The organism is Neobacillus sp. DY30, assembly GCF_030123065.1.
In the GTDB taxonomy this organism is placed as follows: domain Bacteria; phylum Bacillota; class Bacilli; order Bacillales; family Cytobacillaceae; genus Neobacillus.
The window spans coordinates 5,598,993-5,613,918 of the sequence record NZ_CP126093.1; the positions used below are offsets into that span (position 1 = coordinate 5,598,993).

At 39.1% G+C, this 14,926-nt stretch carries 15 protein-coding genes and 1 pseudogene; 2 read left to right on the plus strand and 14 right to left on the minus strand.

What is annotated here, in order from left to right; genetic code table 11:
• Positions 1–73 precede the first annotated feature (73 nt).
• The 3 genes from QNH29_RS27640 to QNH29_RS27650 are packed head-to-tail and all read right to left on the minus strand — an operon-like array spanning position 74 to position 4,254.
• On the minus strand, positions 74–1,246 hold the full coding sequence (locus QNH29_RS27640; RefSeq protein WP_283862438.1) for a response regulator transcription factor: 1,173 nt from the start codon (positions 1,244–1,246) through the stop codon (positions 74–76).
• Positions 1,247–3,001, minus strand: coding sequence for a sensor histidine kinase (locus QNH29_RS27645; protein WP_283862439.1), 1,755 nt, complete (start codon positions 2,999–3,001; stop codon positions 1,247–1,249).
• A 17-nt stretch (positions 3,002–3,018) separates the two neighbouring features.
• Positions 3,019–4,254, minus strand: coding sequence for an ABC transporter substrate-binding protein (locus QNH29_RS27650; RefSeq protein ID WP_283862440.1), 1,236 nt, complete (start codon positions 4,252–4,254; stop codon positions 3,019–3,021).
• A gap of 143 nt (positions 4,255–4,397) precedes the next feature.
• Between QNH29_RS27650 and QNH29_RS27655 the strand changes: the two genes are divergently transcribed.
• On the plus strand, positions 4,398–4,571 hold the full coding sequence (locus QNH29_RS27655) for a hypothetical protein (RefSeq protein ID WP_283862441.1): 174 nt from the start codon (positions 4,398–4,400) through the stop codon (positions 4,569–4,571).
• Positions 4,568–5,119 (plus strand): annotated as a pseudogene (locus QNH29_RS27660) (TetR/AcrR family transcriptional regulator). Before QNH29_RS27655 ends, QNH29_RS27660 begins: the two are co-directional and overlap by 4 nt.
• A gap of 210 nt (positions 5,120–5,329) precedes the next feature.
• Here the strand turns inward: QNH29_RS27660 and QNH29_RS27665 are convergent.
• The 11 genes from QNH29_RS27665 to phnG all read right to left on the minus strand — a co-directional run bounded on the left by QNH29_RS27665 (position 5,330) and on the right by phnG (position 14,718).
• A complete protein-coding gene (locus QNH29_RS27665) occupies positions 5,330–6,196 on the minus strand; it encodes a PhnE/PtxC family ABC transporter permease (protein WP_283862442.1) in 867 nt (288 codons plus the stop codon).
• Positions 6,196–6,981: a PhnE/PtxC family ABC transporter permease gene (locus QNH29_RS27670; protein ID WP_283862443.1), complete on the minus strand. Its 786-nt coding sequence runs from the start codon at positions 6,979–6,981 to the stop codon at positions 6,196–6,198. The genes QNH29_RS27665 and QNH29_RS27670 overlap by 1 nt, the downstream gene beginning before the upstream one ends.
• Positions 6,971–7,759: a phosphonate ABC transporter ATP-binding protein gene (gene phnC / locus QNH29_RS27675; protein ID WP_283862444.1), complete on the minus strand. Its 789-nt coding sequence runs from the start codon at positions 7,757–7,759 to the stop codon at positions 6,971–6,973. Before phnC ends, QNH29_RS27670 begins: the two co-directional genes overlap by 11 nt.
• 27 nt (positions 7,760–7,786) lie before the next feature.
• Positions 7,787–8,818, minus strand: a complete 1,032-nt coding sequence (gene phnD, locus QNH29_RS27680; protein WP_283865766.1) for a phosphate/phosphite/phosphonate ABC transporter substrate-binding protein — start codon at positions 8,816–8,818, stop codon at positions 7,787–7,789.
• Positions 8,819–8,906: 88 nt separating this feature from the next.
• The gene (locus QNH29_RS27685; RefSeq protein ID WP_283862445.1) at positions 8,907–9,626 is read right to left on the minus strand and encodes a phosphonate C-P lyase system protein PhnL; all 720 of its coding nucleotides are present in this window, start codon (positions 9,624–9,626) and stop codon (positions 8,907–8,909) included.
• 28 nt (positions 9,627–9,654) lie between these two features.
• Complete coding sequence (phnM, locus tag QNH29_RS27690; protein ID WP_283862446.1) at positions 9,655–10,833, minus strand: phosphonate metabolism protein PhnM; 1,179 nt, start codon at positions 10,831–10,833, stop codon at positions 9,655–9,657.
• A 31-nt stretch (positions 10,834–10,864) separates the two neighbouring features.
• Positions 10,865–11,704, minus strand: a complete 840-nt coding sequence (locus QNH29_RS27695; protein WP_283862447.1) for an ATP-binding cassette domain-containing protein — start codon at positions 11,702–11,704, stop codon at positions 10,865–10,867.
• Positions 11,705–12,559 (minus strand): alpha-D-ribose 1-methylphosphonate 5-phosphate C-P-lyase PhnJ, encoded by an 855-nt coding sequence (locus QNH29_RS27700; protein WP_283862448.1) that lies wholly within the window; start codon positions 12,557–12,559, stop codon positions 11,705–11,707. It abuts the gene before it with no gap.
• Positions 12,559–13,677, minus strand: a complete 1,119-nt coding sequence (locus QNH29_RS27705) for a carbon-phosphorus lyase complex subunit PhnI (protein WP_283862449.1) — start codon at positions 13,675–13,677, stop codon at positions 12,559–12,561. Before QNH29_RS27705 ends, QNH29_RS27700 begins: the two co-directional genes overlap by 1 nt.
• On the minus strand, positions 13,665–14,282 hold the full coding sequence (phnH, locus tag QNH29_RS27710) for a phosphonate C-P lyase system protein PhnH (protein ID WP_349654876.1): 618 nt from the start codon (positions 14,280–14,282) through the stop codon (positions 13,665–13,667). Before phnH ends, QNH29_RS27705 begins: the two co-directional genes overlap by 13 nt.
• 13 nt (positions 14,283–14,295) lie before the next feature.
• Complete coding sequence (phnG, locus tag QNH29_RS27715; RefSeq protein ID WP_283862450.1) at positions 14,296–14,718, minus strand: phosphonate C-P lyase system protein PhnG; 423 nt, start codon at positions 14,716–14,718, stop codon at positions 14,296–14,298.
• Positions 14,719–14,926 lie beyond the last annotated feature (208 nt).

Sequence of the window (14,926 nt, forward strand, 5' to 3'; positions counted from 1 at the left end):
CCGCTTATCAGCAACAATCACAAGGCAATAAACAAAAAAGCCTCATCACCCAGCAGGGAGAGGCTTACTTAGCTTACTTATTTTTTACTAGTTTACGATATTCACTTGGTGTATTTTTCATTTTCTTTTTAAATACTTGGCTGAAGTAGCGCTGATCGGTATAGCCGACTTTTTCGGCAATTTCATATGTTTTAAGATCTGTATTTTGCAGGAAAAGGCAGGCATATTCCATTCGGACATTGGTTAAATAATCGAGAAAGGTAAGACCAGTTTTTTGTTTAAAAAGCAGGCTGAAATAGCTAACACTTAATCCTGCACGTTCGGCAATCTGTTCCATACCAAGATCTGTTTGAAAGTTATCTCGGATATAGTCGAGCGCCTCTTCCATCATATCTGCAGCTGATTGGCTGGGCTTATATTCTTTCTTTAGCCGCTCTTCTGTCAGAACATTGCCACTTATATAGTTTTCATATTTTAGTAATTCCTTGGCAGCATCAACGGAATGCTTTATTTCAAATAACTGCTTAACGACTTTACCAACCGAGATGATGCATTGATCAGAGCCTTCATGAAGAAGCTGCTGTGAGAATGCATCGATAATCTCGGCTGTTTGATTGATGAAGTGTTTTGCCATTTCAACGACTACCATCACTTCTCTTTCTGACAGCTTGTAAACAAATAGGTTTGCATTCCACTTAGAAAGGAAGTCTGCATTTTTTGTAAAAATGAACTCGATGTCTTCCTTATAATTTTTTACAATCACTGAGAAGTAAAGAGCTTGTTTATTGTTGATTTGTACGTCCACTTTCCCTGATGTAATCAGCTCATAGATTGCATTTTTCTCATGTCGATAATCACTTACCTTTTGCTCTTTTAATTTGTTAAGCGCTCTTTTAACGCAATCTTCCAATTCGTCATAATCAATTGGCTTTAAAATATAGTCGAACGCGTTATTTTTAATTGCCTCTTTTGCATATTCAAAATCATCATAACCGCTTATTAAAATAACCATTGGCCTATTATCGATCTGATTTAATGTCTTTAACAGTTCAATCCCGCTCATTTCAGGCATTGAAATATCTGTTAATAGAAGATCTGCTTGTTGATTTTTGATGATTTCCAAAACTTCTTGTCCATTTTGAGCTGTCCCAATGATTTCACAGTCTAATCCATGCCAATCGATGATTTGTGCAAGATTTTTTAAGATTAACTTTTCGTCGTCCGCAATCACTACTTTATATCCCATTTAATCACCTTTAATCGGAAATGAAATTTTAATTATCGTACCCTCATTTTTCGTCGAACAAATGATGAGACCATATTTCTCTCCATAAAAAAGTCTTATCCGCTCATCAACATTGCGCACACCATGGCCATTACTTGTTTGAGTATGATGATTTTCTAGTTTCCACTGATTTAATTCCATTAGTACATGTTCATCAATACCCTTACCATTGTCTTCAATCCAAAACTCGCCTTGGCTGTTTGAAACCCTTCCTCTAATCTTAATCAGCCGTTCTTCATCATCTGTGTTTGAAAACGCATGGTTTAATACATTTTCTACGAGCGGCTGCAGAATTAGTTTAAGGACCGGAGAATTATTAAGTTCTTCTTCTACATCTACTTCGAAAGAAAAACGATTATTAAATCTTATTTTCTGTATTTCCAGGTAGCTGATTACATGACGGATCTCATCTTTTACATTCACTTCATATCCACCATTAATGCTAATGCGCAGCAGCTTACCGAGGTTAATCGTCATTTTACTAATTTCCCTTTGCCCATTTAAAGCGGCGAGTGCATTAATTGATTCAAGGGTATTGTATAAAAAATGAGGATTGATTTGCTGCTGCAGCACTCTAAACTGAGCCTCACGCTTGCGTTCCTGTTCTATCTCAATGTCGCTCATCAATTGTTGAAGTTTTCCGATCATGTTATTAAAGCCCTGCGAAATGTTTTGTAATTCTTGAAATTTAAATCTTCCCATTCGTTTGCTCAGCCTGCCGCTTTCAACTTGCTTCATCCTTATTAACAGTTCATGAATAAAACGAGAAATTCTTTTCAAATACAATAAATTAAATAAACCGGCGGTTAACACGGTAAACCCTACAACGACTAACATGGTGTTTCGGATATTAACGACTTCACTGGCAATCGTTTTCAAAGGCTTTATTGATACTAGGATGAGCTGTGAGTTACTTCCCGTTTCAAAACTAGACGGCATATAAGTAATCAAACTTTTTTCACCGTCCCATTCATCAGTGAAGTAACCACTTTTATTGGTTGGAAATTCAGAAAAACTTTGAATGTCCAGAGTTTTACCAATGAAATTTCGATTTAATGAATAAAGCACGGTCCCCGCTTTATTCACAATTAATTCATGGCTGGGACCTCCATAAATATCTTTAAAAATTGGATCAAATAAATCTAGTTTTACTTGTAGTATTAAATACCCTAAATTATCAAGCGTGTTAAGATCCTTTACGACTCTTGATTGAGTGAGAATATAGTCCTGACTAAAAAAAAGGTTTTGATTTTCATATGGAGTTAACCAAACCGGACGACCTTTCTGCTGTAAAACCTTATCCAAAAACAAACTTGAGCGAAGCGTATCTAAACTCGTAACCCTATCATCGGTATAAGTAATCACATTCCCGTCATTCGTATAAAGAACAAGATTATCAATCTGTGAATTTCCATACATCTTTCCGGCGATTTCCTGCTGATTGCTGTAAAATTCATAGATCGAGGAAGTATTTTGTGTATTTAAATAGTCCTGAATGGCAGTTGATGAAACAACATAGTCAGAAAAGGAATTCACCTCAGAAACAGCGGCTAATAAATTTCGATCAACCGCCTTTAAAGTTTGGATCATTTGCTCACTAATATTTTTTTGTAACGTGGTGGATGAAATTTTGTAAGAAACCACACCTAGTATAATAATCGGAATTAATACAAAACTGATAAAGGCAATGATTAACTTATGCTGAAATTTTAACATATCGGCACCTAATTCTTTTATTTAGCATTCGAATAATGGTTAAACATCTTGTCTAAATTCTCCAGATAAACATCCATATTATGATCATAGTAAAACTGTGCCGTATATTTTCGAAAATCGGATTCTGCAGCAGTCCCTCCTGCCCAGTAATGATTGGGCCAGTTTACTACTTGCCCGCTTGCAATTTTTTCTCTTATTAAATGACCTTCTTTATGGGTGCTTGTAACTCCTTTAACCGCACTGATTGAACCTTCAAAATTGGATATTCTTTGAGCGTTTTCCTTTTTTATCAAAAATGCTAATAATGCTTTCGCTTCTTTAGGATGTTTTGTATCAGCGGAAATGGCAAAGCCGATATCAACTCCTCCCAACACATTATGATCGATTTGATTCGTTGCCGGAAATGGAAAAATGCCATAATTTAAATTAGGATTCGACTTTTCAATCATCGTTAACGCCCATGTTCCCATAATGTACATAGAACCTTCACCATTTGCAAACTTTTTATTTACATCATAATAGCTGTCTTCAAAAGAATTTGGCTGAACATATGACAGCACCGTAAGGGTTTTTTCTGATATTTCCCTCCACCTTGGATCAGATACAATTGAAAACTCATCCTTTTCCCAATAACTCGTTTCGAATTCATTTGCGACTAAGTTTAGATTAAAAATACTCGCCTGGTTTGCATCCTTGTTAGGCATGACTAAAGCTGTTTTTCCATTAGACTTTAATTCCTCCAAAACTTGAACAAACGAATTCCAACTGTTAGGAACCGATAAATTTAATTCTTCGAAATGATCCTTATTATATAGGACTCCTACCGCATTTTGCGTTAAGGCAGCACCGTACATCTTTCCGTTTATAAGATATCGGTTTTGGATAGTGGGTTGGATATTTTTAATGAAGGGTTCATTTGATAAATCAAGCAGATATCCTTTTTCAGCTCTTACTTTATAATCTTGTTCGATCGGATAAGTAATAAAAAGATCCGGAATATCACCTCTTGCAATTCTTGCTTTTAACACTGTCATCGGTTCAGGTACAATGACCTGCTTAATCGTAACGTTAGGATGCAGCTCTTCAAACTCTTGAATGAGTTCATTAAAGATCACTTCTGTTTCTGGTTTCGGTGAAAAAAATTCAAGTTCAATCTTATCTTCTTTTATGAGAGATTGATCTAATTCATTTCCTGTACAACCGGCTAACAAGAGAATGATAAGAATGGGACTGATAGAAAGAAATCGCTTCATATATCCTCCTATATAATATCTAACTATTACTTTGTTAATCCTTTATGTATACTATAAATCTCACTGTTTTGCTAAGCAATGTCTCCTTTTTCCAATTTCATGTTAACGATTTTGATAATTCAACTAAGTTTGGGATCAAGTTGATGAATGGGAACTATACGCATTTAATGACTGGAAAATATGTAAAGGAACTTCAAACGAACCTGGAATTGATGATCAGACTAAAATTGGAGATCAATACCGATATTCCCTTCGATATGTCGTTTATACAACACATTGAAGAAATTGTTGTAAAAGTAGGAGTGACAATAGAATGACTCAATCAAAGACGGATCCGCGAGTTCTACGTACTCGTAGATTAATTATGGATTCCTTCATTGAACTTTCCGCAAAAAAAGAATTTAAGGATATTACCATAAAAGATATAACAACAGAGGCAATGATAAATCGTGCCACTTTTTATTATCATTTTAGAGAAGGCATTATCGGAAGTATTGTTAGTGAATTTGAATGGCGATGTCTACATGAATGACAAACTAAATGAAGAAGCGTTCGTTAGTATTTTCATAGCGATCACCAATTTTCAAAAGTCATTATCCACTCGATGTCATAGAGGATATGAAGATACCATTGCTCGAATCATTAGGGAACAGCTCGAAATCATTTTTCCAAAATGTTGGTAAAACAAAATAGTATGGAAGAAGATGAAGCACTTAAACTTAATGCCGTCATCCTAAGCTGGGGGATATATGGAGCTTCTGTGGAATGGAAACGAAAAGGTATGGACGTTCCGCCCGAAGAATATATTAAATCCGCCATTCCTTATTTACTTTCTGGGATTGAGTTTGGTTCTGAAAAGGTTTAAATCCTTTGTAAAAAGAGGATATGTTTAAGATAAAAATCTTATCTGCCAAAAGCCCCTCTTTATCTGCCGATTTCATTTGTTTATCTGCCTGATTAACCATTTTACCTGCCAAAACCCATCATTCACCTGCATACTTGTTCCGAAGGCAAATCTAGTAAAATGAAATAGCCAGGCGGCGGCCTGGCTCTGGTAATTATATAATTTTAATCCTTACCCGTGGACCTTGAGCTTCTTTTTAAATCGGATCGCTATCATTTCTAGAAGGATAGCAATCGCTAAGATAAAGTAGGTAATAGCCCCGATTTCTCTAATGTCTAAGTAGAAACTGCTCGCCATAAACATGTCAAATCCGATGCCGCCAGCACCTGCTGCTGCTCCCATGGCGATAGCAACGGCGAAGTTAATTTCAAATCGAAGAAACGTCCAAGAAATCAGATAAGTGAGGGAAGATGGAATAACCGCTTGAAAGATAATCTGCCACCAGTTGGCTCCACTGGCTTGCAGGGCTTCGATGACTCCCTTGTCTAATTCTTCAAAGGACTCAGAATAAGCCTTCACTAAATAGCTTACCGAATGGAACGTCATCCCAATGACAGCCGCAACACTTCCAAGGCCTGCCGCCACCGCAAAAAACAACACCCACAAAACTGTCGGAACCGCTCTTATGAAAGCAACAAATCCCTTAATCACGGAAGAAATTCGTTTATTCGTCAGATTTTCTGCAGCCAGTAATCCCAAAAATACAGCGATGATTGCGCCAAACAAAGTGGTTAAAAAGGCTAGACCTAACGTAACAAAAACCTGATAAAGTGCATGGGTAAAGGTAAAATGTTTAAGATGAGGCTCTAGAAACATTGCTTTTAGATTTGCAAAAGTGGATAAAACTGCTTCTCCAATATCAAGCTGTTTGTAGTCGAAACTAAAAAATGCGTAAACCGTTAGAAGTACTAGGATGATTAGTGTGCTTCTTATAACCACCGTCGATTTAGTCAATGTTTTCATTCTTATTTTTTTTCTCAGGTGCGGGTGTGGGTTAAGTAATTGTTTTGCTGAGGTTAATTGTTCATTTGCTTCCATTACAGAACCGCCCTTCTGACATAATTCGATACCGATTCAATGAATAAAATAGCTGCGATAATGACGACGACCACCAAAGAGGCGACATCGTAATTTAAGTTTTTATAATACAAGTTAAATGTAAACCCAATTCCCGAGCCAGTAAGCAGCCCAATCAGAGTGGCACTTCTTATATTTGTTTCAATCATAAATAAGACCCAGCTGATCAATTGTGGAAGGCTTGATGGAATTACCGACTGAAAGATAATCGAAAAGTAGCCTGCTCCAGTTGCTTGCAGAGCTTCAACGGAGCCACTGCTTACCTCATCAATGGTTTCAACAAAAGCTCTTGTTAAAAAGCCGAAAGAACCAAAAAACAAAGCAAAATAACCTGTTAATGAACTTTGACCAAATGAAAATAGTAGAATCATAGCCCAGGCTGCCACATCTATATTTCGGAAAATCGTCGCAATTCCTCTACTAATCCCTCCAAAAAAAGCATTCACTCTCGTTGTATTCGAGCCTAGAATCGCAAATAGAAGGGCAAACACGGCTCCCGTAGTGGTGGCAGCAATTGAAACCAACAGCGTTTCGATTAGCTTATCGAGAATATCGGGAAGCTTCGTTAATGATTCTTGCGTTGGATAAAAGTTTGCCAAGCCCCATTCCACTGCTCTTGGAAGGGAGGTAAAGCCTTTTGCGATATTGTACTCGGTGATGATAATGGCTAGTACCGTGACAGCACCTAAAATGGATAGGAACCCTAGCGTATTTCGTTTCTTTTTTACAAAGTAATCAGCTTGCATGGATGCCTCCTACATCAAAAATAAGATCTTCAGCCTCGGATCCATAAATACACTGAATATCTTCTTTAGTAATGTTTTTAGGCGAGCCATTATAAACAACTTGACCATGGTTAATCCCAATGATTTTATCCGAGTACTTCAATGCCACATCCACTTGATGCAGATTCACCAGGACGGTAATGCCCATGGTCCTTGAAATGTTTCTCAAATGATCCATAATGATTTTTGCTGAATTTGGATCAAGTGAAGCAATCGGCTCATCACACAAAAGCATCCGCGGATTTTGAATAAGCGCACGTGCGATACCAACTCGCTGCTTTTGACCGCCGCTCAATTGATCTGCCCGCTTATACATGTGTTCCTCTAAACCAAGCACATGCAGAATGTTAACGGCCTGCTCCTTTTCTTCTTGACTATAAAGACCGAGAACTCCAGCCATTGTTGATTTTTTCCCCAAATTGCCATGAAGCGTATTTTCAATCACACTTAAGCGATTGACTAAATTATAATGCTGAAAAATCATTCCGATTTTCGTTCGGATCAGTTTTAAGTCCTTTTTCTTCAGATTCATTACGTTCATGTTATCAAAAATAATTTCTCCGCTACTTGCACCAATCATCCGATTAATACAACGAAGGAGAGTAGATTTCCCCGCTCCTGATGGACCGATGATCGAAACAAACTCTCCTTCATTTACGGAGAAGTTAACATCCGATAACGCCCTCATATCACTACCAAATTGTTTGGACACATGATTTACTTCTAATAAGGCTGTCATAGGTTAACTCTCCTTGCTATTTGGTAATTATTTCGAAAGCTCACGAATTGGATTGAACCAAGCATCCTCTACTTCTACTAAACGCTCGTCTGCTGATTTCTTAAATAATCCTGAAAACTCGGAATCCTCTGGAACGAAGATTTTTTCGTTGTTCGTAATTTCATCGGATGTCATGATTTCAAGCAACTGAGCTTTAAGATCTTCATTCAACGTCTCTGAATTGAATACAAATGGTGCATTTAAAACTGGCGTAACAGAAATAAGTGAAAATTCTTTTCCAGCTACAGTGTTAAATGGTTCTGCTGCATCCTTTTTCACTTGATAAACAGCACCAGGTCGGTTTTCTACCCCATCAGCAAGTTCCACATAATTGTTCACACATGTATCACAGAAAGCCGCTACGTCCGCTTTCCCTGATAATAGATTGACCGCTGAACCTTGGTGAGAGCCTCCGTATAAAACTTCGCTAAAAAATTTATCTTCGCCGCCTTCAAGCAGGTCTTCTGCTGTTAAGTCTTTAAACTCTCCCATTTTACTGAAATAATCAACGATCCCTGTAGATGGAACTTTAAATCCTGAAGTGGAACTATTCGATACAAAGGAAAATTTCTTGCCTTGAATGCTGTCGATTACAAACTCATCGCCATTCTGATATTCATCAACATTGTCTTTATTTACCGCTAACCAGCTATAGTAAACCGCATCCTCCAAAGTACCCGACGCACCTGATGGGACAACCAACGGAAGAACTTTTTCATTTTTGTTATGCGCTTCAATATATCCTTGTGCCCCTAAGAAAGCCATATCTGCATTTCCATTAGCTACTGCTTCAATCGCAACAATATAGTCTGTCGTTGTTTGATGCTCGACCTTTTTACCTGTTTTCTCTTCAATTATTTTTCCAATTTCATCACGAGCCTCGGTAAGATCTGCCCCAGATTCATTTGGAAGCCAAGCGATGGTAAGGGTATCTTTATCGTCAGCTCCTGCAGAAGCTGAACAACCTGCAAATACGACTAACATAACGATAGAAAGTAAAAATAATAACGTCTTTTTCATCATCAAACTCCTCGCTTTTTTTTAATTGGACATATCCATACTGTATCAGTTGATTGTCAAGCCACTATTAATCTTGTATAAAGATTTGTTAAGAGTTGGTAAAATTAGTAGAATGAGAGAAAATTCCATTCTGCATGTTGTACTCTTGATTACATAAATGATTCATAAATTCAAGGTCATGAAAGATTCCAAGCATCGTTGTTCCTTCCTTCATCAGCTGTTCAATGAGAAGCTTCACCTTCATTTTTGAATCATGATCTAAACTTGCTGTCGGTTCATCTAATAGCAGCAGTCTCGGTTTTTTCACCATCGCCCGTGCAATGTTAAGCCTCAGCTTCTCACCTCCGGAAAAAGTGGCTGGGTAGCTGTCCCATAATTCTTCATCCAACTCAAAATGCGTGAGAATCTTCTCCGTTTCTTTTTCCGCAAAGTCATGATTGTCCCCCATCTCAAGGATCGCTTGTTTTACAAGCTGCCTGGCCGTCGTTCGCGGCATGACATTTAAAAATTGGGACACATAGCCAATTTCATGCTTCCTTAAATAAAGCAGTTCTCGTTCGGTTGCCTCAGCCAAATTCATAGGTCCAAATTTTTCGGAATGATACCAAATACTCCCATGCTGGATACGATACGTTCCATAAATACATTTTAAAATCGTCGACTTGCCGCTTCCGCTTTTCCCCGTAATCCCGACAAATTCTCCTTCTTTTATCTTTATATCCACACTGCTTACAGCTCGGATATGTTTACCCAAATTATGAAGATCAAACGATTTGGATAAGTTCTTAATCTCTAGAAGATTTTCCACCTATTCACCTGCTTTCTAAAATAAGACGTTAAATTCGATAATTGGTCTTTTGTATCAGCTTCCCGTCCACAAATACTCCCGTAATCACTGGAAAATGATCATTAATTTTTTCAATAATAAGCAAATCTGCTTTTTTCCCTTCGCGAATCGAGCCAATTTCTCCATCCATTTTTACTGCTTTTGCCGGATTAATCGTGACAAGCTTCATCATGTCCACTAAATCCATGTCATATTTTTCGACCAGCTCAAAGATGGAATGAAGCATTGCGGCAGGATAGTAATCACTGCATAAGATATCAATTGATTCGTTTAGAATCGCCTCGGCTGCCCCCAAGTTTCCACTATGAGAACCACCCAGGAGGACATTTGGAGCACCAGCAATGGTATACATGCCAAGCTCCTTCGCGCGATGTGCGACCTCTAACGTGATCGGAAATTCACTAATGGTCGTCCCAAAACTATGAACAAGATTGAGCTTTTCAAGACTATCGTCATCATGGGAAGCAACGGCAATACCATGCTCATGTGCCAGCTGGGCGATTTCCTTTATGTCTTCAATGGATAGCTTCTCCTTCGTTTGGTGTTTAAGAATGAGAACATCTATAGATGAATCACTGATATTGTTATAGCTTTTAACGGTATTCCGATAAATTTCTAGGTGACGGTACTGCCCTTGACCAGGGGTATGATCCATAAAGGAAACTAAATGGACTTTGTCCTCTTTTATATAACTTTTGAGATTTTCCATTTCTTCCACATTATCAATCTCAAATCTCGCATGGAACCGGTGGCGGACAAGGTGCTTCATACTGTGTGTCCGGTCAATCAAGTCAATAAATTTCCGAACATTTTCAGGTTCACGAATGGGCTTATACTCATAATCACTCCCTTTGAACAAGGAAAGAGAATGGAACATCGTTGTAATACCGTGTGAGATAAGCTGTTTTTCTGTTTCTCGTAAAGCCAAATCAAAATTCATCAGTGAGGTCGGCCTAGGTGCAGCCATATGCTCAATGTAGTCCGAATGAATATCGATAAAACCCGGAGAAATATAGCCTCCTGCTGCATCAATGACCTCTATCTGTTCCTCAAATTTAATCTCACCTTTAGGAGCAATTTTCGCAATTCTATCGTCTTCAATTAACAGATCATAGCCATACAAAACCGCTTCTTCGGTAATTAATCTTCCATTTGTAATGACAAACAAAGTACTTCCCCCTAGATTTAAGAATGGACTTTTACAGCAATGAATGAACAAGCTGCTGTGTATATCGATGCTGCGGGTCCTCGAGGATTTGATCCGTTAATCCTTGCTCAATGACCCTTCCCTCCAACATCACAAGCGTGCGGTCTGCCAGCATACGGATGACTCCTAAATCATGCGAAACGAGGACAATGCTGATATTTAATTCACGCTGCAGACTTTTAATTAAATCCAGGACACTCGCTTGTACGGAAAGATCCAAACCAGTTGTCACTTCATCCAGCAGAAGAAGTGGAGGACGATTGGAAAGAGCTTTGGCAATTTGAACCCGCTGCTGCATTCCCCCCGAAAAGTTTTTCGGTGCCTCTTTTCGGCGGTGCACAGGGATGTTTACTTTATTTAGAAGTTCTGTCCCTCTGTCTTCCATCATTCCTACATGCTGGTTTCCAGCTGCAATCAGCTTCTCGGCAATATTCCCAATCGATGAAAAGTTCATTTTTAATCCCAATAAAGGATTTTGATAGACTTTCCCCATAATGTTGTTACGAATATAGCGCTGCTGCTGAGAAGACTCTTGAAAAAGATTCTTCTCACCATGATGGTAGTCTGCTAGATAGGCCTCGCCACTGGTTACGTCTTGGTCAAAATATAGGCATTGCATCAAGGTTGATTTTCCACTGCCGCTCTCTCCAACGATGCCAAGAACCTCACCCGGAAAAACATCAAAGGATATATCCCTGCAGGCATAAACTGTTCCACAAACCGGACAATAATTTTTAACGAGAGAATCTTCGTCTTGGCAATACGGACAGCCTTTACCAAACTGCTTATTTAAATGTTTAATCGATAAAACCGGAACTTCAAATTCAGCCATTTATTTCACTCCAAATGGTTCGACTTCATTTAATGTTTCAATACAATAGCTTGTATCATTACATTGATAGAACGTTTCATTCGTTACTTCATCTACAAGCTCATCTAAAAAGACCCCAGCCCGGCCGCATAGCCGGCAATGCTTGTCTTCAAACGACTCTGGCTCAAACGGATAATCTTCAAAATCCAGCGATACGACCTTTGTATACGGCGGGACTGCGTACACCTTCTTTTCACGGCCTGCCCCTAACAAAATAAGTGCTTCACTTTCATGCATTTTCGGATTATCAAATCGTGGGATCGGACTCGGTGCCATCACATAACGATCATGGACCATCACAGGGTGATCTGCCCCTGTTGTCATACTTCCATATTTCATAATCTGTTCAAACAGCATTAACCAAGCACCACTATATTCTTTCTCTGCGTGAAGTTTTTTCGTTTCATTCTCGCTCGGCTCATAATAGCGAAGCGGTTCAGGAAGCGGCACCTGCAAGATGAGAATTTGATCCTTCTTTAGCGGAACCTCAGGAATTCGGTGTCTTGATTGAATAAGGGTTGCCTCCGTGGTACGATCAGTTGTTGCTACCCCAGTCGTATCAGAAACGAGCTTTTTAATATTGACGGCATTAACAGATTCATCCGATCCTTGATCAATAACTTTTAGAACATCATTTTTACCGATTAACGATAGCGTTAACTGCAAACCGCCCGTTCCCCAGCCTCTTCCAATCGGCATTTCTCTTGAGGCAAATGGAACTTGGTAACCAGGAATCGCAATCGCCTTCAGAGTGGCACGTCTAATTTCTCTTTTTGAACCTTCGTCAAAAAAAGCAAAGTTATAGGCTGTATTCATCACCTTTTCACCTCTTGTCCTTTTGATATCCCTTCTTTTTTCGTTTTTCGTACACTATCCAGCTTGGATTGGAAGGTAACATAATGAGGCATTTTCAAATGTGAGATAAAGCCCGTCGATTCCACTGAATCAATATGAAAAAGAACAAATTCTTCATTATGACTGGGAAAATCAGTAGTTGGATGTTCAAGACAATTATCGAGAATTCCCATTGCAATCGCCTTTGTTTCATTTTGACCAAACACAAGGCCGTAGCCAATTTCAAACTCCAATTCTTTTTTTCCGTATTCCTTTTCAACGGTAACCGGCATGAGCATTTCGACTTCTGTGACTTTTACTTCACCAATATAAAAGGCATCATCATCGTCACCAGCATCAGTTGGATGATCAATCGTAACGGGCAAAGTGCCAACGCGAAGCTCGCCAACAGTCGGATGCAAGGCACCATATCCCCTAATAACCGCATAGGCAAGGGAAGTAACAGCACCTGTTTCCCCTCTTGTTAAAATTTGCAGCCTTTGACTTCTGCTCGACGGAAACTCTAGACTTTCTCTCGTCACATCATCTGGTTCACTATCGTTGTTTTCGCAAGGCGGAATTAAGCCTTCTTTACGTAAATAATCAAGCACCTTTGGTAAAGTCAGCCTTTGTTCATCACCTTGAAAGCTTTCCTGTAGATAATGATGAAGCCATTCCTGAACGACCTCGTCACTTTCATCCATTAAGTTAAAATCAAGCAATCGATGGGTATAATCGGTTGTTGCCCCAAGAATTTGACCTCCCGGAATATCTTTAAAGCTTGCCGAGATCCGGCGCTCAACATTCATTTGCCCGGTTTCAATCACTCTTGAATAATGCTTCCTGGGGACCGTCGAACGATAAGCTCTTAACAAGAATACGGCCTCTTCCGGGTTTCCTTCTGCTTGTTTGATCGCCAGAGCAGCCAGCGTCTCATTGTATAAACTGCTTTCGGACATCACCTGATCCACTAATCCACGCATACCGGCTTGAATTTTTTCAACTTCGATGGTTTGTCCATGATGAACTCTTTCATATTTCAAACGCTTGATTGACTCTTCAATCGCATGCGTTCCACCTTTAACGGCTACATATCCCATTCAATCACCCGATTTCTGGTAATTTGTGTAGTTCTAGGTAAACATAATAGCTGATGATTTTGATCGATAAAGATCAAATCAATCCCTAACGGGTATTCCTTGTTTTTTTCCTGGCGGCTTTCCATCCATTTTTCATTTATATCCAAAGAAATGAGCTCCGTTGTGTGAATTCCTGGTCCTTTTAACAATAGGGCTTCACCGCTTGTCACAGATTCCACTTCAGCGATAATGAAGGAGGAGGCATGTGGATTTTTTAACGTCCCAGCCTTCGCATTATTAATGGCCTCTTCAAAACATCCTTTCTCAGCATCTTGAAGGATTAATAGAAAATCTGCCTTCTTTGAATCTGCAGGCTTTGCATAGGTTAATTGATTAATGGTTTGGGTAACCGAATCAGCTTGAGGTGAAAAAACTTTAAAAGAAACTTCCTGATCAAATAAGGTTAGGGCGATCAATAAAGTAGAAGCACTGCAGCCTTTTTTAGCCTCCTCTTCTACTAAAGCTGCCTCCTTCCTCAAATCGGAAATGAGCCCTGGTCTTGAAGTAGAATCTACCAATTTTCGATAAACAGATTGAAGATCGTGAACGATATCTAATTTCAACATCTCTTCCCCCTCATTAAACATCCATTGTTTCAAAATTTACTTTTGTTTTTAAAATAGAATGGCTGGCAGCAGCTCTCTGCTCCTGAATGACTTTCTCCTCGTTTTCAAGCAGCAGCTTCCACCCGATCGTTTCAGGCAGCTTCGCTTCATACGCGGCGTCAATCACAGCAAGATGATACGAAAGTTCTGGTTGATCGCCTGCCACAATGCCAATTCCAATTCTTCCATCGATTTGAACCTTACATTCGGTTACCAACACTTCCCCAGGATAAAACAGGCTTTTTTGGGAAGTCTCTCGGACTTTCATCATCACTAAGCCGCTTTCTGGCTCTTGAATGACCCTCACCTGGTATGTATCTTTTATACAATGGGCCAAGTCCTCTGCTAGTTTTTGAGAGCCATTGATTAATATCTCCGTTCTTCGTCTTCTTCTCATCTAAGGCCTCCTAATGTCCTTTGTTCTACATGTATTACTCTATCTTGTTGCCAAGTGAGCGAACGTAAAAGGATGGTTAAGTTTGTATGGGTTTTGTAAATGATAAGGCTCTGTTATTATTTATTGTTGATTTTCGTGTAGGGCTGAGAAAGCATAGGCGGAGAATTTCCGGCTATTGTTTATAGAGGAAGCTTAATTAGCAGTTATA